Here is a 22217-nt window from a genome sequence, read left to right as displayed (position 1 = left end):
GAACAGCAAGGGGAGAGAATGGGATGGAGCAGCGCGTGGTGCTGGTTGTCGACGACGATAAGGAAATCCGCGACGCCATTGAAATTTATTTGAAACAGGAAGGCATAACGGTCTTGAAAGCAAAGGACGGCTTGGACGCGCTAGAGACCTTGGAATCCAAGCAAGTGCATCTCATCATACTGGATATCATGATGCCGAGGCTTGACGGCATTACCGCTACCTTTAAAATCCGGGAGAATCGCAACCTCCCTATCCTCATCTTAAGCGCCAAAAGCGAGGACAGCGACAAAATACTCGGACTCCATGTAGGAGCCGACGACTATGTGACCAAACCTTTTAATCCGATGGAGCTTGTTGCCCGAGTCAAATCACTGTTAAGGAGATATGTCACTTTCGGCTCCTACGAAGGCATGAAGAAAATGATCGATTTGCGAGGTCTCGCGTTAAATCCGGAGGGAAAGGAAGTTACCGTAAACGGCGAACCGGTCAGGCTAACGCCTATCGAATATAAGATTGTGGAGCTGCTGATGACGAATGCGGGACGAGTCTTCTCGATCCAGGAAATATACGAACGCGTTTGGAAGGAGCCCTGCTACAATGCCGAAAATACGGTTGCCGTACACGTACGCAAAATCCGCGAAAAGATTGAAATTGATCCCAAAAATCCAAGATATTTGAAGGTGGTGTGGGGCATTGGATACAAAATGGAAAAATAGGACGCTCTTTTTACTCTATTCACTTTTGTTGGTCATTGGTCTGAGCGGTCCCTTAACGATAATGGATCAAGGCAGCCGTTACCTGTATCGCGATTATTACCGGACGCCGGAATTCCGGCAGCAACTCGAACAATTTGCGACCTACTTAAACCTGTTCGAGCTCAACTCCCTCTCGGCGCAGGAATTAAAAGCGGCCATTACAGTGAGCGAGGATGACATTCTCGATTATCGCAACCAGTTGGAGCCTCTTGCGTTTCAGATTCAAAATATCCACAACGAATATGATTCTCTCATTCTGGAAGCGGTCGCGACCGACAACAGCAGTGCGGCCGATTCTTACAAAGCTCAGAGAGATAACAAGCTGGAAGAGCAGAAAAAGGTATTCGAGGATAACGACTATGCCCTATCGCTTATCCGCAAGGAGAAGGAACGACAAATAGACGACTACTACAATCAACGAGAAATGTACCGCTCCGAATATCTTTATAATCAGGATCTGTTCAATTATTACTTCCGTAACCCTTCCACAGGTATGGTCCATTCGAGCTTGAGCAATGCGGATGACCAAGTTGTGGCGCAAAACGAATTATATGGCGACAGCCATGTCTATGCAACGAACTATTCGATAGACATCGTTAATTCTGCTCACTACATGTTCGGAGCACGCGAACTGCTAGACGCTTCCATCCTCCCTTACAAAGGCTGGATCGCCGTGCCGAAGGACAGTCCCCTGCAGGAACAGGCCAGAAAATATCGGTGGGAGCAAATCGTATTGCTTGCCTACGGCGTGGCAGCTGCCGTTCTGCTTGTCGCATGTTTCATTCGCTTCAAACGCGTCATGTCTATTCAAGCGGAGAGAAGTCAATGGACAACTTATTATCGCAAACTGCCGTTGGATGCCAAACTGTTGTTTTCAATCGGATCGGCAGCTCTTACACTCGGTTTATTGGCGAACCTGGCAGGACATTATTCCTCCATTGCCGAGGAGCCTTTGTTCTATGGCGAGAAGCTGATTGTTACACTTGCAATTGCAGCGATCAGCATGGCTTTGACCCTTATTCAAGGAAAATTCCTTGTGCAAGATCTACATAGCTGGAGCAAGTTCGGAGAAGAATGGAAACGTTCTTTGCTGCAGCGAGGCGGCTTGCGCATAAAAGCAGGTTTCATAAGCGTTATGAATCAAGTGCGAGATTCCTTTATTTATAAAAACACGGGAATCCGGTTGCTGCTTCTCTCATGGATCTGGATTTGTCTAGGTTTTATTGGAGGATGGATGACGTTTTCTTTTTTTCAATACAACGATTCTTCATTCGTTCTTGTTTTGCCAATATTGGCGATAGCGGGGATTGTCGTATTTCTCCTTACGACACGTAGGCTCGGGCATTTGAGTAAGGTTGCCAAGGCAGCGGATGAACTTGCGGCCGGTCGAATGCCGGATGAGCTTCCCCAATCGGGGAGCGGGGTGCTTGCCTCCTTGGCTTCTAATATCAATGCATTAAGACGAGGAGTCACGCTGCTTCAAAATGAACAAGCGAAAAGCGAAAGACTGAAGACGGAGCTCATTACGAACGTCAGTCATGATCTGCGGACTCCCCTGACTTCCATCATTACCTACGCCGGTCTGTTAAAGACAGAGGATGCAACAGTGGAGGAAAGAGCTGCCTATGTCGACATCATCAACCAGAAGTCGAAGCGATTAAAGACGATGATCGACGATTTGTTCGAAGTATCGAGAATGGCAAGCGGCAATGTAAAGCTGATCCTTGAGAAATCGGATCTCGTCCAGCTCATGCAGCAGGCGCTGGCAGAGTATAAAGAGGATATGGACGGATCAGATGTTCAATTCCGGGTTTCGTTGCCGGCGGGACCGTTATTCGTACTCGCTGATGGTCAAAAGCTGTGGCGCGCTTTCGACAACCTGATTGGAAACATGTTAAAGTATTCGCTGAGTCACACGCGTGCCTATATTTCCATGCAGTTATCGGAATCGCAAGAGGTTGCGATCACGTTTAAGAACATTTCGAAATATGAAATCAGCGACAACGCCGAGGAGCTGTTCGAGCGCTTTAAACGCGGAGATACGTCTCGTCATACCGAGGGGGCGGGCCTCGGACTCGCGATCGCAAAATCGATCATCGATCTTCACGAGGGCCGCCTCACGTTGGAGACTGACGGGGATCTGTTTAAGGTCTCCATTACACTCAAGCTTCAAGCTTCTGCCAAGCAGGAGGCTCCTGATCTCACCGCGGCCTTATAAGAGCTTGAATATCTTCTGCATCAAGTTCGACATCGGCGGCGGACATGGAATCCCGGAGTTGATCCGTTCTGGAGGGTCCGATAATCGCTGCAGCAGGCAATCGATTGCAGGTAATATAACCTAGCGATGCTTGAGTCGCATGGATTCCTTTTTTCTTGATTAAGTCTTGGACATTTTCGATTCTGGCCACGTTTATGTCGTTGAAATATTTCTTTTTAAGCTGTTCGCTAATCCCGTTCCAGCCGTTGGCAACTACCTTTGGAACGATGCCCGAAGCTTGAGAAGACCATGCCAGCACCGGAATTCCTGCAGCCATATAGGCTTCATACTCTTCATCCGTCATTTCTGGAAGCACTTCATTTGCCTGTTGGCCAGCCATCGTTACCGCGAGACTCCATTTCAGCTGGGAAACGGTAAACGGGGTCAAATGATTGGCTTTAGCAAATGAATTTGCTTCCAGCATTCTTTTTACCGTCCAGTTTGATGCCCCGATACTTTTGAAATGGCCTTCCGCGACATGTTTGTGCAAAACAGGCATGATTTCGCTAACGGGAACATCCTCGTTATCTCTATGTAGAAAGTAAACGTCGATGGCATCCACCATAAGGCTCTTGAGGCTTTTCTGGATGTCGTCCTGGATGCAAGCCGCGGAAACTCTGCTTTCCTGAGGAGAATGTAATTTGTAGTGCGCGCCTTTGGTTATCACTTTCATTTTATTTTTGTTACCGGATTGTTTCAGCCACTTGCCAATGGTCCTTTCGCTTACGGGATCGCCGGTGTCATGCCAATCTCCGTATACGCTGGCCGTGTCGATGCTGTCACCGCCAAGCTCGGCATAAAGATCCATAAGTTCAAAGGATGTTTTTTCGTCGATTTTTGTTCCGAACATCGTGCTGCCAAGAATGATTTTTGAGAGCGTGACTGGACTGGATACGGCTTCGATTGTTAATTTTCTCATAAGTGCTCCCTTCTCCCTTCTCCTTTCTACTTTCGGCTAATCGGATGACTCTCGCTTTTCGAGGTTGTCGCCCAGCAAAAAACCAAACATCTCTTTATGCACCGACTCCGGCTGCTCTTGATTGATGGCATGCCCTGCTTTCGAGATCATCTTGTATCGATACCCGTCCCTTTTTAGCAATTCTATAAACGCTTTGCCGACAACCGCATGATGATCGCCAACGAGAAAATAAAGCTTGTCTTTTAAAGCCATGCCTTGCTCGCTTATATATTTCCGAGGTTGGTGGGGAAACATCGCCTTCTGGTTATGGCCTTTCATCAACAGGACAAGATGGGAAGCCAGCAGCGGATGCTCGTCGAAAACTCGCGAATCAGGAGAACACAGCTTGGGTATGATGTTGCGCAAATTCCGGTCGGTTGGCATCAGCATTTCCGGAAACATAAGCATAATCGTACGAAACATGGATTGGATGGGGCTCACAACCATCCCGCCTTCCAGACATACGGCTTTTCGCACCCGTTCCGGCCGGGCAACGGTATACTGATACGCCAGATACGCTCCATTGGAGACACCTGCTGCAAAAGTCGTTCGAAGGCCGAAATGATCTGCCACATCGTCCAACCATTCCTCCTGGCTGAAAGATCCCTTGACGAACCGCTCATTCGGCACGCTTTTGCCGGGGCCGCCCAAAGTGTCAACCGCTATACAAAAAAATCGTCGCGAAAGCTCCTTCATATTAAGAGCCCACATGAGCGCCGAATTATCCCCCACTCCATGAAACAGCAGCAACGGAGGGTTATCCGCCCGGCCCGCGATAAGGCAATGCGTCGTTCCGAATCGGGTCTCTACGTTTCGAACTTCTATTTCCGTCCCCCACATTTGCAGCACTTCATCATAGGAGGACAACACTTTTTGGCGCATCTTTTCGTTTTTGAATATTTGAACCATGATCTCTCATCCTCCTGTTGTTCGCCTACCGCATTCAGTCTCTGCGTGCAACCAAGAAACGAAGCGCTATTTCGGCATCCGGGAAAGGCAAGCCGTGCCCCTCCTCCGTCTGTATGCGGGAGAGCGCGATCCCCTGCACAATCGAATAATAGGCGATTGCAAGCATCAATGGATCATCCTGCATCAGTTCCCCGAGTCTTTGGCCTTCCATAATGAGCGGTACAAGATGTTTAAACGGTTCGCCCCTTCGTTCCGCAACCATCGCTTTGACCGGTTCCGGAATGGCGTCCGGCGAAGTCGCCAGCAGCAGATTAAGCCGCCAATGTCCCGATGCGGCGCTTGTCGGCGCCAAATACGCCTCCGTCAGCCAGTAGAGGCGATCCAGCGGCGAGCCCGGAAGCTGGCAAGCTTGGTAGACGGAATGTCCCGCGCCGTCCAATGCCAGCTCTACGATTTTGGCGAACAGCTCCTCTTTGGATTTATAGTAGCTGTATACATAACCTTGACTAAAGCCTGCGCTTGCGGCAATGTCCTTAATTTTTGTGCCCGCAAACCCTTTGCGGGAAAATACTTCAATCGCATGCCCTAATATTTTTCGTCTGACCGGATCCCCTGCTCCCCATTCAAACGCTTCCAAAAAAAGTTGCTGCAACCGTTCGCTTTGTACGGACTTCGTTCTTTCGCCTTTATGGACCATCGGAGCCCCCTTGCTTTATAGGTAGAATTGAATGCATTTGAATGAACGTTCGTTCAAAATATACCATAAATAGTTAGTATGCTGCAAGTAAGAAAATCGGGTTGTCGAGCCGAAAGGCAGGCGGGGCGGGGATTTTAGTCGGCGAAACCGACTTAATCGCTCGACAAGCGGCCGGACTGCCGATTTTAGTCGGCGAGACCGACTTAATCGCTCGACAAGCGGCCGGACTGCCGATTTTAGTCGGCGAAACCGACTTAATCGTTCGACAAGCGGCCGGACTGCCGATTTTAGTCGGCGAGACCGACTTAATCGCCCGACAAGCGGCCGGACTGCCGATTTTAGTCGGCGAAACCGACTTAATCGTTCGACAAGCGGCCGGACTGCCGATTTTAGTCGGCGAGACCGACTTAATCGCCCGACAAGCGGCCGGACTGCCGATTTTAGTCGGCGAAACCGACTTAATCGTTCGACAAGCGGCCGGACTGCCGATTTTAGTCGGCGAGACCGACTTAATCGCCCGACAAGCGGCCGGACTGCCGATTTTAGTCGGCGAAACCGACTTAATCGTTCGACAAGCGGCCGGACTGCCGATTTTAGTCGGCGAGACCGACTTAATCGCCCGACAAGCGGCCGGACTGCCGATTTTAGTCGGCGAAACCGACTTAATCGTTCGACAAGCGGCCGGACTGCCGATTTTAGTCGGCGAGACCGACTTAATCGCCCGACAAGCGGCCGGACTGCCGATTTTAGTCGGCGAAACCGACTTAATCGTTCGACAAGCGGCCGGACTGCCGATTTTAGTCGGCGAGACCGACTTAATCGCCCGACAAGCGGCCAGAAACTGACATCGCTCTCCTCCAAGTCAATGTATCCGCCTTCAGACATGGACATAAGAGCCTGGATTTCAGGTTGGGGTGCGATTAATTAACCGACTCAGCGTAACAGTCTAATGGGAAGAGCCTTGATTCTTCCTCAAGGAATGAATCAAGGCTCTCGAATCAACTATTCGCTTGACACGGACTTCAAAGGTCTCTCCGCTGGGCCTTCCATCACTTCGCCCGTAATCGAGAATCGGGAGCCGTGGCAGGGGCAATCCCATGTGCGTTCGCCGTCGTTCCATTCCACCTCGCAGCCCATATGGGTACAAGTCGTATCGACGATGTACAGTTTGCCCTCCTTGTCCCTGTACGCGCCTGCCCTGCGCCCCTTGACCGTAACGGCCGCTCCTTCGTCCGGAGCCAAATCCTCGGGTTTCCGTCTCACCATCTCGAGCTTGCCGCCGATCAGATGTTTGGCGACATCGAAGTTGTCGACGACCAAGTTTTTGACCGTCTTTAACGACAAGGAGCGCGAAGGCGAGAACAATTCCTCGAATTCACTGCTTTTCTCTTGAATGAGATTGCTGACGAGCATCGCGGCTGCCGTACCGCTTGTCATTCCCCACTTCTTGAAGCCGGTCGCGACATAGATATTGGGAGTAGAGTCGGTTATCCGGCCGATATACGGCAGCTTGTCTCCGGTGACCAAGTCTTGCGCCGACCAGCGATAGACGATTTCCTTCGCGTCGAAGTGCTGCGAGGCATAACCCTGAAGCGCTTCGTAATGATTGATGGTGCAAATGCCTTGCCCGGTTTTGTGATTCTGCCCGCCGATGATCAGCAGCGGCGTTCCATCCTGGGAAGCCGCGCTCCTAATAGACCGGCTCGGCTCTTCCGCGCTGATGTACATGCCGCCGGGATACGGCTTGTCGGTCCTGATGCCAAGCGCGTAAGAGCGCTCCGCGTGCATCCGCGCGAAGTAGAAGCCAAGTCCGTCGTAAAAGGGGTAATGCGTGCAGACGACGACATGCTTGCAGGTAACGGAGCAACCGTCGGCCGTGTCGACTTTGGGCCGCTCCCCCTTCTCAATATCCAAGGCGGTCGTCCCTTCGTAGATCTCGCAGCCGGATTCCGCGGCCAGCTTGACGAGAGCCGCCAAATACCGCACGGGATGGAACTGGGCTTGTCCGTCCATTCGAACCGCGGCTTTCGCGGGAATATCGAGAAGCGGAATGCCTCCGACATAAGAACCCGGAATACCTAATGACTCGTAAGCCGCAGCTTCGTCCTCAAGCTTCCGAATATAATCATCCGAGTTGGTAAACACATAGGCGTCTTCCGTTTGCAAACCGCAGTCGATGGCATGCCGACTGATCAGCGATTCCGCGAACTTGCGGGCGCCTTCGTTCGCCTTGTAATAGAGCGCCGCTTTTTCTTGGCCTTCCTGCTTGATCAGCTCGCCGTAGATGAGATGGTGCTGGGCCGTTAATTTGGCCGTCGTATGGCCCGTCGTGCCGTGCAGGAGCTTGCCGGCTTCCAGCAGCGCGACCTTCATTCCCGCCTGCGTCAGCAGATAAGCGGTCGTAATGCCGGCGATGCCGCCGCCTACAACGGCGACGTCGACTTCGATGTCATGCTGCAGCTTGGAGAAGGACGTCAGCTCTTCGGTCGCTTGAATCCAAAGAGACTCCGGGTAAGTCGGCAATGGCGGATTATGCTTCATAGAAACGCTCCTTAGAAATGGTCTGTTTCATTCATTCCTTCCCTAATTGGCGGATTCTATTCTACGCGCTTGCATGATAAGATGGAATTATGTCTACGCCAATTCCATCCACCAAACTTCATATTCCGCCGCTTCGGCCCAATACGGTTCTTCGCGAGCCGTTAATCGATAAGCTTCAACGCGGGTTGAGCCGCAAATTAACCTTGGTCTCCGCGCCGGCCGGTTACGGCAAATCAACGTTGGTTAGCGACTGGACGTCCCGATGCGGTCGGCCGGTCGCATGGCTGTCGCTTGAGGATAGCGACGGCGATCTGACGCGTTTCCTAACCTGTGCGATCTCCGCTTTGCGAACGGTTGCAGAGCATTTCGGGGATCGCTTGCTCGCCGTGCTTCAATCGCCCGAGCCGCCGCCTACGGAGTCGATGCTAGCTGAGCTTCTTAAGGAAGCCTCCGAGCTGGCTCCGCTCGCGCTCGTCCTTGACGATTATCACGCGGCGAAGTCCAATGCCGTCGACGGAGCCGTCTCCTTCCTGCTCCGCCATCTTCCCGCAGGCATCCATCTCGTGATGATTACCCGGGAGGATTCGTCTCTTCCCTTGGCCCGGTTGCGGGCCCAAGGCCAGTTGACGGAGCTGCGGGCGGAAGAACTAAGATTTAATGCCGCCGAAGCCCATCGGTTTTTAACCGACTATATGGGACTCGCCCTGTCGCCGGACATCATCGAGGCTCTAGCATCGAGAACCGAAGGCTGGATTGCCGGCCTGCAGTTGGCCGCGCTGTCCATGCAGGGAACGCCCGAAGAGGATCGGATCGTTCCGTCTATCGCCGGCAGCCATCCGTTTGTGTTGGATTATTTGGTGGAAGAGGTTCTGCAGCGCCAATCTCGATCCGTTCAGGATTTTTTGATCCGAGCTTCCGTTCTTGACCGGTTGTGCGCCCCTCTCTGCGACGCTATTATGTCCGATCCCGAGATGTCGGGCATGCAACGGCTGCAGGATCTTGAACGTCGCAATCTGTTCCTTATCCCCTTGGATCATGAACGGCGATGGTATCGTTATCATCACTTATTCGCCGAGTCCTTGCGAAGACGGCTGCAGGATAGCCTCGACGGGAGCGCCATCGCGGAATTGCATGTAAGGGCTAGCGAGTGGTACGAGCAGCAGGGACAGGAGCTCGACGCGTTCCGTCATGCCGCGGAAGCCGGCGATATCGAACGGGCCGCGCGATTGCTGGAAGGCAACGGGATGCCTCTGCATCTTCGCGGGGGAGCGGATATCGCGCTGCGATGGCTGGAATCGCTGCATGCCGCGGAACTGGACGCCAGACCCGCGTTGTGGGTTATGTACGCTTCGGCGCTGCTGATCAAGGGCAGGCCGACCGCTATCGAATATAAGCTGCTAGCCGCGGAGAAGGCGCTGGAGGGGATCCGGCAGGATGTCCGCGTTAGAGACCTGATCGGACTGATCGCGGCGACCCGCGCGACCGTTGCCTCGTTAACCATGGCTGCAAAGCCGCATGGCTTCCGTCCGAAATTGCAGGAAGCCGAGGCGTCCATGCAGCTGTCGGATCAGGCTGACAAAACCGACGATCTGATCGGGCTCATCGCCCCCGCAAGCTTGGCCCGGACGGACGAAACCGCGGAGATCGATCGGGTCATCGCCCAGTCCGCCCGAGCGCTTGAATATCTGCGGCAGGACAATTTCCCCGTTCGGACATCGGCCGCTTGGATGCTTGGCGTCGCGCTCCAACGGCGAGGGGATCTTGCCGAAGCACGCAAAACCTATAACGAGGTGATCTCGTACTGCCATCTGATCGGCCATGTACCGATGGCCGTCCTGTCTCTTATCGGATTGGGCCAAATAGGGGAGGCGGAGGGCGATCCGGGCATGGCGGAAGCCTGTTACGCCGAGGCGCTCAAACTGGCTGGCGATCTACCGCTCCCGGCTCTTCGCGAAGCGCGTGCCGGCCTGGATCGCGTACGGCTTACCGCAATGGCGGACGGCATGATCGAACCGCTCAGCCAGCGGGAACTCGAGGTGCTCGCGCTCATCGCCAAAGGATTTTCCAACCGGGACATCGCGTCGCGGCTTTTCCTCGCTCTCGATACGGTCAAGGGGCATAACCGCAGAATCTTCGAGAAACTGCAAGTGCGGCGGCGAACGGAAGCCATCGCTCGCGCCCACGAATTGCATTTGCTCCCTTCGCCAGACAAACCACACTAAAGTGTCTACAGCCCATCGCCTCCCCTTCGCTATAATTCTGCTAATACAAGCGAAGGGGAGATCGACATGGATAGGAAAGTCAAGGTGGCAGGCGCGCTGTTTTTGATTTCGACGGCGGCGTACTTAATAGGGAGCGGCATTCTGAATCCGCTTCTGTAGAAGCCCGGAGTTCTGGAGCAATGGCATGACGACCGCGCGCTTGCATTAGCGGGCATGTTCTTGGAGCTGGTCAACGCGTTGGCGGTCTCGGGTATTGCCTTCCTGCTGTACCCGGCCCTGAAGAGACATAACGAGGCATTCGCGATCGGTTACTTCGGCTCCCGCCTATTGGAGTCGGCCATTTTGATCGTGAGTTTGATCGCGCCGCTGCTGCTGCTGCCTTTGAGCAAAGAGTATATAACTGCTGCGGAAGCTGCAGGACGTTTTTCCCTCACGACGATAGCGAATACGGCGGTAGACGCCCATTTCATGTTATTCGAACTGGCCATGGTCGTGCTTGGCTTGGGCAGCTTGTTGTTTTGCTCGATTCTATACCGCTCCAAGCTGGTTCCCCGGTGGTTGTCCGTTATCGGCTTTATCGGGTATGCGGGATTGTTATCGAGCAGTTGTCTGGCGATCGCCGGCCATGACATCGGCGCCGTTTTGTACATTCCGGGGGCGTTATTCGAGATCGTACTCCCCATCTGGCTGATGGTCAAAGGACTTCATTTTCGTCATTAGGAGGTGGCTGGCATTCGAACGCTGCCTCCTCTCCTTCATGACGCGCAACGCCGCCGATACGGAGAACAGCAATACGAATAATACCATGATCCCCGCCGAGAAACGGTACATGACCGCATAATCCGTCGCGGTCGCCACGGCGCCGAGCAGCAGCGCCCCGATCGCCACGCCGAAATCGGTGGAATTATAGAACATGCTGTTCGCCTCGCCGTATCGCTCCTTAGTCGAACAACGGAGCATCCAGGCTTGCAGCGTGGGCTGAATGGCGCCAAAGCCGAGACCGTACAGCAGAGCCGAGGCAACGAGCATCGGCAGCCCATGCGAATAAGATAGCAACAGCATGCTCGCCGTCACGAACGAACCTGCGGGAATCAACACAAGCACCGGCCCTCTCCGATCGAACAGCTTGCCCGATAACGGGCGAACCAGTACGATTGTTGCCGCGTTGAAGAGGAAAAACAATCCGACTTGCGTAAGTCCCGCAAATTCTCCGTACAAGACGATAAAGCTGAGCAGACCGCTGTACGTAATCGACAGCAGCACATTGAGGAAGGCGGGAAACCATAAGGAGCGATTGACTCCGCCAGATCGGGCGACGACACCTGACCCTCCGCCACGTTGGCGGTCCGGTTTCGCGGTCCACTTGATGAGCTTGAATGCAAGCAATATCGGCAACATGAAACAGACGACCGCAGTGCCGGCAACCGTTAGGACGCCGAAGCCGTAGCTGTTCATAATATTGATGCCGATCATGGGTCCTATCGACATCGCAAGGCTGGTGGACAGTCCGAAATAGCCGATGCCTTCCCCCATTCTTCGAGCCGGAATGATCTGCGAGACGAGCGTTGGCAGAATCGTACTAGCCATGCCGAAGCCGATGCCGTACAAGATGCGGAGAACAAGAAGCGAAGGCACCGATTCCGCGATCGAATAGAAGGCAGTCGTCAGCACGGAGAGCAGCAGCCCTGCCAGAAGCAGCTTGTCCCGGGAAATTTTGCGCATAAGAGCCGCCGTCATAAACCTCGATGCGATAGCGGACAGCGCGAACACGCTGGTGACGAGACTGACCGCCACGTCGCCGCCTTGAAGCTCCCCCTTCACGAAAGCGGGGAAAGAGGACAATAACATTTGCAAATTCAAAAACAATAAAAAAGAACAACCCGTAATCGCAAGAAACGACCGGGTCCATAATGGTTCTCGATGTAATTCTGGCTGCATATTTAAACTCCGTTCTTCTGTAGGATGACGATTAACGAATCCGGCTATGACTGCAGCTTCGCATCGACGTGATCATGTATCCGTAGAAGGATATTGATCAATAAGCGGTATTCTTCGTCCGTCATGATCGATCGGACTTCCTCCGACAGGCTTTGCTCGATAGAGGCCGTCTCTGTAATGACTTCCCGCCCCCTATCCGTCGCATGCACCACGAATGCTCGACGATCAAGCTCCCCGACTTTTTTCGTAATAAAACCTTTTTCCTCCAGCTGATCCAAAATGCGCGTCGTTGTCGGTTTGTCTTTGTGCGTCAGCTCCGCGATTTCCTTCTGGATCAAACGATCCGATCGTTGTATGGTATACAGCACCGACCATTGCTCGGGCGTCAGCCCGTACGGTCTTAATCGCTGCTGCAGCATTGTGGATAGTTTGCGGTAAGTAATGCCCATCCAGAATCCGACGGATGCCTCAAGCTGGCCTCTTGTTTCTTCCATCTTCGCCCATGCCCCCTTGCCTCGCTTCATCAAATTAGTTGCTACGACAACTATATACTAAACAATTAAATAACTCAATATTTCAAAAAAAAAGTAGTGGAGCTTAAAGCCTTCTCCACTACTCCCGATATTATTTACTTGTAAACCATTCATTCATTTCGTCGATAGCCTTCTGACCGCCTTTGGCATTAAACTCGGATACAAACGCATCAAACTCGCTTAAATCACGATTGCCCATAATAAATTTAATGGAGTTTTCGGCCACATAGTTGCTAAGCTCCGTCAGCTTTGTATCGTACGCTTCGATAAAGGGGGCATAGGCCGTTTCTTCTCTGTTTTGCTTATGCTCAAGCAACTGGTTGTAGTAGGGAAGGAAACCTTTGGCTCCCAGACGTGCGTTAAAGCTTGTATCGGTGTCCAGGTTAAAATAAAGGGTGCGCCATGGAATCTCGTTGCTTTGTTCTGGCGTTTGCACCACTTTGCCGTCTTCAACCGTGTAATCTTCGTTTTCAATGCCAAAAGTGATCAGTGTATCCGTTTTTTCTTCCAAAAGGAAGTTGTAATAATCCGCTGCGCCTTCTTTATTTTTGGCTTGCTTGGGAATAACAACAAACGAATTGGCAAGCGACTGCTCTGGAACTCCGCTTTGACCATTGGGTCCTACCGGCGGATCAATGTAGCGCACGGAATTCAGGGTGCCGCCTTTACCCGCGATCGCATCGTCGATAATTTTGGCATCCGCCCAATACAATACGCTCATCGCGGCTGTAGCCGTGATCATTTTATCTTTTACATCTTTGTTGATGGCAAATTCTTGATCGATCAGCCCTTCTTTAAACCACTTGTTCATCGTCTCCAGGAATGTTTTATATTCCGGCTGGATCCAGCTGAATGCAAGCTTCCCATCCTTTTCGACCGTTGTATTGCCTACGCCATACATGCTGGAAATTGGAGAGAACGCACCCATGAATGATCCTGGATTAGAAGCAGCGGCCGTTAATGGAATGATATTTTTTTGTTCCTTTATCGTTTTCAGGACATTATACATTTCATCTAACGTTGTTGGATCCTTTAATCCCAGCTCTTTAAACACGCCATCATGAATAAGAACCCCGTTGCCTACTTTTTGAGCCACGCGAACCGGAAGCCCGTATAAAACGCCATCAAGTCTTGCGGCATCAAGCTGTTCTTTGCTGAATACCGAGGAAAGATTGGGAATATACTTTTCCACCAAATCGTCTAACGGCTCGAAGGAGCCTTGCTGAGCCAACTTGAAATAATCCGACTTGCCTGGAATATGCATTAAATCCGGTACGTCGCCCGATGCAAGGATGACGGAAATTTTTTGGGAAGCATTATCTTTCGGCAGCGTTTCATAGTTAATATTATAACCGGACCATTCTTTAAGAAGATTGTACAGCTTATTGCTGTTAATATTGTCCGAGCCCTTAAATTGCTCCAGACCGGCATGATAAGTCCTCATCAATTTTACTTTTTTGTTTGTAATTTCCCCAGATTCCGAAAGATTACCGCCATTCGTTCCGTTATTTCCCGAACCGCAAGCCGCAACAATCAGTGCAACAATCATCAACATGCCGACTAACGACAAACTACGTTTTTTCATCTTCATCCCCCCTGGATATGTTTTCACCCTTTGACTGCTCCTAACATGATGCCCTGAACAAAATATTTTTGAATAAATGGATAAACGCATAGAATAGGAACAACTGCACACAAGATAGAAGCAGCCCGAATGGTCTCCGCCGTAACCTCTTGGAAAGCGTCGATCATCGCCAAATCGTTGACGCCTTCCTCCGAAATGAGCTGCAGGAGCAACATCTGGAGCGGCATCCATCGCCTTTCGGTAATGTACATCATGGCATTAAAGAAGCTGTTCCAGTAACCAACCGCGTAAAACATCGCAATTGTCGCAAGCGCCGGTACCGACAACGGGACAAAGATGGAGCGTAATATTCGGAAATTGCTTGCGCCATCGATTCTAGCCGATTCCTCGAGCGCATCCGGCACGCTCATAAAGAAGTTCCGAATTAAAATCAGATTAAAGGGCGACATAAGCACGGGAATAATTAACGACCAGATGGAGTTTAGCAACCCCGTATCTCTTACCACCAGGTAAGTTGGAATAATCCCCCCGCTAAAAAACATCGTAATGACAATGATGACCATAAAAAAACGGGTAAAGGGTACATTCTTTCGCGATAGTGGATATGCAGCCAAGATCGTAATCGCCATGCTCAGCGCGGTTCCAACTACGGCTAGAAAAACCGAGTTCGTAAAGGAATAAAAAAACTGACGATTTTCCAGCACGTATTGGAAGGAGGATAGCGTGAATCCTTTGGGCCAAAAATATACTTCCTTCGCCAGTACAAAAGCCTCGCTGCTTAACGATTTCGCTGCAATATGGATAAACGGAAGTATCATGGACAAAGAAAGCAGCGAGAGAAAGGCCACATTGAAATATTGAAACCAAATTTCCCCTCTAGATCGTATCAATCTGTCTCCCCCTCTCACTTGATTTGAACTTCCTTCTTTAAAAAATGCCTTCCTCTCCCATCCTTCGCGCCATCCAATTCGCCATAATCAGCAATCCGCATCCAATAACGGATTTAAATAAGCCTGCTGCCGTCGTTAGCCCAAATTGCATTTGGCCTAAGCCTACTCGATATACGTAAGTATCGATAATGTCAGCTACCTCGTACACCATAGCATTGTACATGACAAGAATTTGTTCGAAGCCGGCATCGAATACATTGCCAATCCGAAGCAATAACAAAATAACGATTGTCGATCGAATACACGGCAAGGTCACATGCCAGATTTGCCTCAGTCGAGTTGCGCCGTCCACCCTGGCAGCCTGGTACAGCTCATCATTGATGCCCAGTATGGCGGCCAAATAAATGATCGCTCCCCAGCCTGCTTCCTTCCAGTTATCCGAAAACACCAGGATCCAGCGGAACCACTGTCCGTCCGACATAAAGAAAATGGGTTCCAGGCCAAAACTTTGGATGACCTTATTAATGATCCCGCTGCTGGGCGACAGCAAATCAATAACAATCCCGCCGACTACAACCCATGATATAAAGTGAGGGATGTAAGTAAACGTTTGCACAACTCGTTTAAAACGTTTCAATACAAGTTCGTTTAATAGGAGTGCGATAATAATAGGAGCCGGAAAACCGAATATAAGCTTCATAAAGCTGATGATGATGGTATTGCGCACAACCCTTGGGAATTCATCGAACATAAAGAGCTGACGAAAATGTTCGAAGCCGATCCACGAACTGCCCATGATCCCTTTCATAATATTAAAATCTTTGAAAGCGATAATGACGCCGTACATCGGGACATATTTGTACACAATAATAAAAAGCATGGCCGGCAAGAGCATAAGATATAAATCCCAATACCGAAGCCAAGGTGATCTTTGTTTAAAAGCGTTCATATACCCCTCCCCTATTCATTTGGAATGCTTTAACTATATCCTTTTTTTCAATACATTCGTATCCAGCATATTTGCCTTCTGATGAAACAATTTTTACTTTTTCGCAAGGCGAAACGGTTAAGATGTCCTTGGGCTCCTCGCAAATCAATGCTTGATCTCGCTGGGCTTGACTCCCCAATATTTCATAAAGACCTTCGAAAAGTAGTTCACATGTCGAAAGCCAACCTGCGCGGCCGTATCGTAAACAAGCTGTCCGTTTGCCAATAGTTCCTTTGCTTTCTCCATACGAAGCTTCAGCACATATTCCGAGAAGGATTCTCCTATAAGCTTTTTAAATATTCGGCTCAAGTACGAATAATTGACATACAGTCTATCCGCAACCAAATAGAGACTGAGCTCCTCCTCATGAATATGTTCATGAATAAATTGAACAATTTCTTTCAACATTAACTGTGTTCCCGTCTGCTTGCGCTGCGCAATGGTTGAGCTGATAGAGAATGACAGCTGCCGGAACCATTCCAACACCTGTTCCCTGGTCAATAGCGAGGGGTATTGCTCAAATCGGGCATAATCCTTTCCAAGCGCGTCCGACATGAACCAGCCATGCGAGTGGACGATTTTCCCCAAAAAACAGACCATTCGAAAAATCGCTTCTTTCGCTTCCATTGCGGAAGCGCCATTGGCAAATCTGCTTTCGATTATTTTTTCTGATAATGCCATAATCGCCGCTTCGTTGCCCGTCTCAATCGCCATCTCCAGCTCTTTCTCGATATCCTGAACAAACATCAAGCTCGCATTGAAGCTGGACGGATCACGGAATTGGACAATCGTTTCATTACCTAGTACGATCCGTTCCTGCAGGGCTTGCTTGCTCTGCTTATAAGCATGCGGGAGCATAAGCGTGTCGTCTGTAACAGGACCCAGCCCTACGCTGGCTGTCAGCTTTAAACAATCCTTAACTGTCGCCAATAACGTTTGAATATGCTGATGCGCTTGCGATTGCCAAGACCCTGACTCCTCCTGCGTATGCGACCCGAACAATATAACCACCGTCATCCCGTCATCATCCTGCAAAATAATTGGATCCAGCTCCATAAAAACCTCTCTGGCGATGGTTAGCAAAGAAAATTGTACTAATGGGCGATCTTGCTCGTGAAAACGTGTATTGCCAGCCTGAATCGGATCCATGTCAAATACAAGCGGCCACAGCGGCCCTTGCTTGATCGAAATATTGAGATCACGACATCTCTTCTCCAGCTCCCACAGAGCATATTGTCCATTCAACCAATTCTTATACATCGATTCTCGCAATTGCGGCAGCTGCTCTTGCCATCGCTGCTCAAGCAAAGTGAGTTGATGCCTTTCCCAAAGCTCTGTTTCATGAAGCTTCTTTAACTCCAATACCGCCTCCAGCAGCAGTTCGTTCGCTACAGGTTTCACCAAATATTTATAAACCTTATAATCAATACTTTCTCTTGCATATTCGAAATCATCGTAGCCGGTTAAAATAATGATCTTGATATGGGGATACCGTTGATGAAGCTCCCGAGCAAGCTCCAACCCATTCATATCTGGCATCCGGATATCGGTTAACACAAGATCCAAATGTTCTTTTTGCAAGATTTCCATGGCTGCCCGTCCGTTGCCGACTGCGTCAACGACTTCAATCCCGTGCTCATCCCAAGCGATCCCCTTCTCCATACGTTCGCGTACAAAATGCTCATCCTCCACAATTAACATTCTCATGCTGGTTCATCCCTTTCTATCGGCAAAGTTACAGTGACTCGAGTTCCGCCCATCCCATTATGATCGATTGTCATTTCCGCATGGTTTCCATAATACATCTTCATTCGCGATACAACGTTTTTTAACCCAAAGTATTTGCTGAATTCTTTTTCTTGTATATACCGATAAGAATGGGCATTTATTTTCTGGAGCTCCTGCTTGATTTCCGTCAGCTCGTCATCTGCAATTCCACAGCCCGTATCTTCAATCGTTATTTTCAGGAAGCCATCCACCAATCTTGAACGTATATAAAGATCGCCGCCATAAGAGCTTTTGCAAATGCCATGTACAATCGCGTTTTCCACGATAGGCTGCAATAAAAGCTTTAGAACCGGAATAGGCTTCGTGTCCTCGGCGATATCCATTTCTACCGTAAACTGATCCGTTCGAATTTGTTGAACTCTGATGTAATACATAAGATGCTGGATCGTCTCCTCTAACGTAAAGGTTTCCTTCCCCTTGCCCAGGCTGAATCTGAAAAATTGGGCCAGATTTAATACCATTTCCCCAATTTCCTTGATCTGGTGTTTATCCGCGACAGAATAAATAGAATCCAACGTGTTATACAGAAAGTGCGGATTAATTTGGGATTGCAGCAAGCTGAATTCGGAGCGCGCCAGCTTAAGCTCCTTCTCGTAGTCATCCTCAATAAGCTTGCGCTGAGACTCGGCCATTCGATTAAAAGCATCCATCAACAGGCCGAACTCATCCTTGCGTCCATGCTTGATATTGGCAAGCAGATGCCCGCCGCTAAATAGTTTAATGGCGCCGAACAGTTTTCGCATCGGCTTGGAAATTTCACTGTACACGAGCCATGCCAAACATAACGCCAGCAATATGCTGATCATAATGATCAAATAGGTCATCAGCTCTAAATAATAAGGCTGCTTAAAAAGCTCGGATTCCGGCTGTTCCATCTGGATGGACCAGATCCCGTTGCTTTCTTCAATACTGAACATGTTATTGCTGGACTGAACCGTGGAATTGCTCGTCAACACCAGCTGATCCAGATACAGAAGACTGGTTTTAATATGCTCGGAGGTTTGCAAATGCTGAACAACCGTATTCAAAGCATGTTTATCGATCACAATCACTAGCACATTATCTTGAGAATTACTGTTAAACACGTCTAAAAGCCTTGCATAATAAATATAACCTTCCTCCAAATAACGGGATTCATTTTGTTGAGCGGCATCCGGCATATAAACCGATAACCCTCCATTGGCTTCTAGCGCGTCTTGAAACCATTGTTCCTCGCCAATCTCCTTCCACTTTACCCCGCCTTGCAATGTCGAAATCCCGCTTCCGCTTTGTCCATGAACAATAAACGCCTCTCTTACGGCTGGATTTACGCTAATTAATGCGGAAAGCTGTTGTTGAATCATGCGCATATCATAGAGATACTGCAGATTTAACGGATCATCCGCTTCCATCCAAACATTTACGATTTCCGGATTCGAGCTAATTAAAAGCGATTGCTGCTCGATATTTTTCGTAAGCTGATCCACATATTCTAAAGCTGTAAGCAGCGCCCCTCTCGTACGCTCTGTAATTTGGTCGTACATCATTCGCTGCGAGTAAACATTTGCAATGACGCTAACGACCACGAGAGGCAGCAAAATGACCAGAAAACTGACCGTTAACTTAAATTGAATAGAATGCCATACATTCGATAGCTTCATGCCGCTCCCCCCTGTAAGTGCGTGTTCAAAATCTCTATAAGGCCGAAAAAGACGGAGAAGCACATATTCGCGCTCCTCCATCTTCCCAATACCTTTATTTCATTATGGCAATTCAAGGTGAAACGGCTGTCGCCATCCTTAGGCGGCGCGGCGCGTTTCATTCCGAGAATTATAGGTCAGTATGGAGAAAACTCATACTATTCTATAATTTAAATAATGCCCTTGCATTTTCACTCAAAATTTTACGTTTTGTCTCTAACGGGAATTGCTTTAGAATTTTAGTCGGATCATCAAAATCCCAATGCGGATAATCGCTGGAGAACAATAACATGTTTTCCGCATCGAACATTTCAAACATCATTTTTAAATGTTTGGGATTATCAGGCTCCTCAATCGGTTGAGTCGTCATAAAGCAATGGTCGCGAACATATTCGCTGGGCAACCTTTTAAGCCATGGCGTTGACGCGCGAAGCGCTTTGAAATTTTTGTCCAGCCTCCATAACAACGGCGGCAGCCAAGTGACGCCTCCTTCACTGAGCACGACCTTGAATTCGGGATACTTCTCAAACACGCCCTCACATACGAAGCTGACCAAATGGGCCATGTACGTCTGCGGCAAACAACTATGCCACTCCAAATAATTCGATACGTAGCCGACTGCTGTAGGAGGATTAAAAATCCCTGAACCTTCTGCGCCAGGGTGAATAACCAACGGCATGCCATTTCGCTGACAGGCTTCATAGATGGGATGAAAAAAGCGTTGCCCGTATGGCATCCTTGATCCCCCAATAATCGATACGCCGACGATATCAGGATGCGGGGCTATTCGATCAATCTCCCTGGCCGCTTGAATCGGATCTTGTGTAGCTATACATAACAAACCTTTAAATGTTGGGCTTTTCGGCAGCCATTCCGCAATTAAGTAATCATTGTACGCTCGGCACATCGCCGCTGCATAATCGGCATCCGCAAAAGAAGAAACGGCGATCATGGAATCAGAGCATAATATAGCATACTCAACGTTAAACGGCTCAATCAACTGCTTAATCATATAGTCAGGATCTGCCCCGACAGGCAATCCGCTTGGAGGATTTGCGTCCTTCCTCTTATTTCCGATCGGCGATGCATAGGGCAAGCCGCCGCCTAACGGCAAGCCGCCTCCACGGAGAAGCGCCTGGCTTTTCCATGTATCATCCAGATAAGGAAACAAGTCATGATTCGACCTAAAGCCATTATGCACATCACAATCGATAACCGGCAACTTTTCTTCTTGATTCATTATGTCTCCTCCTCTATTTGCCGACAGCGATAAACAACTGGCCATCCTGTATTTGCATCGGATAGCTGCGTACGCGAACCTTATCGCTGAATAAGGACTTCCCTGTTTTTAGATCAAATTCCCAGCCATGCCAAGGACAACGTACAATCTCCTGATCGCGACCATAAATAAATTGATAAACCTCTGACTCCATATTTGTCCCGCACACCGGACCTTTACAAATTTCGGCTCCCTGATGAGGACAATAGTTATGAATGGCAAAATATTCGCCGTTCACATTGTAAACACCGATTGAACGCCCTTCAATTTCGACCACGATATTCGTTCCGACCGGGATTTCTCCCTCTAATGCGACAGGATAAAGAGCCATTTAAAATCCCCCCGAACCAATCAATTAAGAAAACGTTTTCTAAATAATCTGAAATCAGATGTGATATAATCACATCACATGAATCTAGATGAGGTGATCGCTTTTGCTTCAACTTTTTCTCGTATGCGTGGACGATATGAGGAGCAACTGGCAAATCGAAGAAGCTCGTACCCCCTATAATATTTTCATTCTCGTCACGAAAGAAAAATTAACCTATACGATTGAGGGCGTTGACGTCCAGCTCGAAAAGGGCGATATTTTATACATTCCGCGCAACAAATTACGCGGAGGCCGCAATCATCCCGATGGACCGCATCAGAAATATTCGGCGCATTTTCAAATCCTGCAACCGGATGCGTTTCCTTTTCTTCAGGTGGAGCACTTTTGTAAAATTCGCACTCGACAGTTAGACTACATGACGCAGCGATTTGTCGTCCTGCTGCAACAGTGGCTCGGTCATCTTCCCCAATATCAGATCATCAGCCAAGGCATTTTGTCCGAATTGCTGGGACATATGGGGAGAGAAGCCGAGATGACGGTTTACTCCCCCGCTAAATTAAAGCTTGTCAAAACCATACAAACCTATCTCATCCAGCATTATCGGGAAACGGTCAGCATTCCGCGAATTGCCGAGCTTTCGGGCCGTTCGCCCAATTACATCAGCCAAACCTATAAAGAAATAACAGGCTTGTCACCAATCGCTTATATTCATCATCTTCGCATACAAACGGCGATGGACTTATTGATCAACAACCATATGACCATCGGCGAGATTTCGGACTATCTTGGCTACAGCGATCAATCCCACTTCAATCGGATGTTCAAAAAGTTAATGGGAGGGCCTCCATCCAGCGTTAAACGATAAGT

General features: G+C 49.5%; 19 protein-coding genes. 6 read left to right on the top strand and 13 right to left on the bottom strand.

From position 1 onward, the window contains the following. Positions 1–23: 23 nt before the first annotated feature. Positions 24–716, top strand: a complete 693-nt coding sequence (locus B1748_RS11585) for a response regulator transcription factor (RefSeq protein ID WP_087568056.1) — start codon at positions 24–26, stop codon at positions 714–716. Next, positions 694–2973, top strand: coding sequence for a sensor histidine kinase (locus B1748_RS11580; RefSeq protein WP_143810287.1), 2280 nt, complete (start codon positions 694–696; stop codon positions 2971–2973). The genes B1748_RS11585 and B1748_RS11580 overlap by 23 nt, the downstream gene beginning before the upstream one ends. Here B1748_RS11580 and B1748_RS11575 read toward each other — a convergent pair. From B1748_RS11575 to B1748_RS11565, 3 genes are read right to left on the bottom strand one after another with little or no spacing between them, the layout of a single operon-like run. Further along, positions 2957–3931, bottom strand: a complete 975-nt coding sequence (locus B1748_RS11575) for an aldo/keto reductase (protein WP_087568054.1) — start codon at positions 3929–3931, stop codon at positions 2957–2959. The genes B1748_RS11580 and B1748_RS11575 overlap by 17 nt on opposite strands. A 36-nt stretch (positions 3932–3967) precedes the next feature. Next, on the bottom strand, positions 3968–4879 hold the full coding sequence (locus B1748_RS11570) for an alpha/beta fold hydrolase (protein ID WP_087568053.1): 912 nt from the start codon (positions 4877–4879) through the stop codon (positions 3968–3970). A gap of 34 nt (positions 4880–4913) precedes the next feature. After that, entirely contained in the window at positions 4914–5576 is a 663-nt protein-coding gene (locus B1748_RS11565) for a TetR/AcrR family transcriptional regulator (RefSeq protein WP_087568052.1), read from the bottom strand. 101 nt (positions 5577–5677) lie between these two features. Between B1748_RS11565 and B1748_RS11560 the strand changes: the two genes are divergently transcribed. Then, entirely contained in the window at positions 5678–6421 is a 744-nt protein-coding gene (locus tag B1748_RS11560) for a hypothetical protein (protein WP_087568051.1), read from the top strand. Positions 6422–6578: 157 nt separating this feature from the next. Here the strand turns inward: B1748_RS11560 and B1748_RS11555 are convergent, their stop codons facing one another. Next, positions 6579–8117, bottom strand: a complete 1539-nt coding sequence (locus B1748_RS11555; RefSeq protein WP_087568050.1) for an FAD-dependent oxidoreductase — start codon at positions 8115–8117, stop codon at positions 6579–6581. A gap of 89 nt (positions 8118–8206) precedes the next feature. Here B1748_RS11555 and B1748_RS11550 point away from each other — a divergent pair, with 89 nt between their 5' ends. Continuing rightward, positions 8207–10339 (top strand): winged helix-turn-helix domain-containing protein, encoded by a 2133-nt coding sequence (locus tag B1748_RS11550; protein ID WP_087568049.1) that lies wholly within the window; start codon positions 8207–8209, stop codon positions 10337–10339. A gap of 219 nt (positions 10340–10558) precedes the next feature. Further along, positions 10559–11059 (top strand): DUF4386 domain-containing protein, encoded by a 501-nt coding sequence (locus tag B1748_RS11545; RefSeq protein ID WP_256975626.1) that lies wholly within the window; start codon positions 10559–10561, stop codon positions 11057–11059. Here the strand turns inward: B1748_RS11545 and B1748_RS11540 are convergent. The 9 genes from B1748_RS11540 to B1748_RS11500 form a co-directional block, all read right to left on the bottom strand. Further along, positions 11000–12277 (bottom strand): MFS transporter, encoded by a 1278-nt coding sequence (locus tag B1748_RS11540; RefSeq protein ID WP_087568047.1) that lies wholly within the window; start codon positions 12275–12277, stop codon positions 11000–11002. The genes B1748_RS11545 and B1748_RS11540 overlap by 60 nt on opposite strands. A gap of 44 nt (positions 12278–12321) precedes the next feature. Continuing rightward, positions 12322–12771: a MarR family winged helix-turn-helix transcriptional regulator gene (locus B1748_RS11535; protein WP_087568046.1), complete on the bottom strand. Its 450-nt coding sequence runs from the start codon at positions 12769–12771 to the stop codon at positions 12322–12324. Positions 12772–12901: 130 nt separating this feature from the next. Then, a complete protein-coding gene (locus B1748_RS11530; RefSeq protein WP_087568045.1) occupies positions 12902–14485 on the bottom strand; it encodes an extracellular solute-binding protein in 1584 nt (527 codons plus the stop codon). Continuing rightward, entirely contained in the window at positions 14419–15285 is an 867-nt protein-coding gene (locus tag B1748_RS11525; protein ID WP_087568044.1) for a carbohydrate ABC transporter permease, read from the bottom strand. Before B1748_RS11525 ends, B1748_RS11530 begins: the two co-directional genes overlap by 67 nt. Positions 15286–15322: 37 nt before the next feature. Then, the gene (locus B1748_RS11520; RefSeq protein WP_087568043.1) at positions 15323–16234 is read right to left on the bottom strand and encodes an ABC transporter permease; all 912 of its coding nucleotides are present in this window, start codon (positions 16232–16234) and stop codon (positions 15323–15325) included. Between the two features lie 144 nt (positions 16235–16378). After that, entirely contained in the window at positions 16379–17980 is a 1602-nt protein-coding gene (locus B1748_RS11515) for a response regulator transcription factor (protein ID WP_087568042.1), read from the bottom strand. Then, on the bottom strand, positions 17977–19701 hold the full coding sequence (locus tag B1748_RS11510) for a sensor histidine kinase (protein WP_179215534.1): 1725 nt from the start codon (positions 19699–19701) through the stop codon (positions 17977–17979). Before B1748_RS11510 ends, B1748_RS11515 begins: the two co-directional genes overlap by 4 nt. Before the next feature lie 202 nt (positions 19702–19903). Then, on the bottom strand, positions 19904–20980 hold the full coding sequence (locus B1748_RS11505; RefSeq protein ID WP_087568040.1) for an amidohydrolase family protein: 1077 nt from the start codon (positions 20978–20980) through the stop codon (positions 19904–19906). Between the two features lie 13 nt (positions 20981–20993). After that, complete coding sequence (locus B1748_RS11500; RefSeq protein WP_087568039.1) at positions 20994–21350, bottom strand: Rieske (2Fe-2S) protein; 357 nt, start codon at positions 21348–21350, stop codon at positions 20994–20996. A 103-nt stretch (positions 21351–21453) separates the two neighbouring features. On the opposite strand from B1748_RS11500, the gene B1748_RS11495 reads away from it, so the two are divergent. Then, positions 21454–22215, top strand: a complete 762-nt coding sequence (locus B1748_RS11495; RefSeq protein ID WP_087568038.1) for an AraC family transcriptional regulator — start codon at positions 21454–21456, stop codon at positions 22213–22215. Positions 22216–22217 lie beyond the last annotated feature (2 nt).

The sequence above is a fragment of the Paenibacillus sp. MY03 genome (assembly GCF_002165585.1).
Lineage (GTDB): Bacteria > Bacillota > Bacilli > Paenibacillales > Paenibacillaceae > Pristimantibacillus > Pristimantibacillus agaridevorans.
The sequence above is the reverse complement of the archived record's forward strand: the minus strand, read 5'-3'. Positions and strand labels throughout refer to the sequence as shown.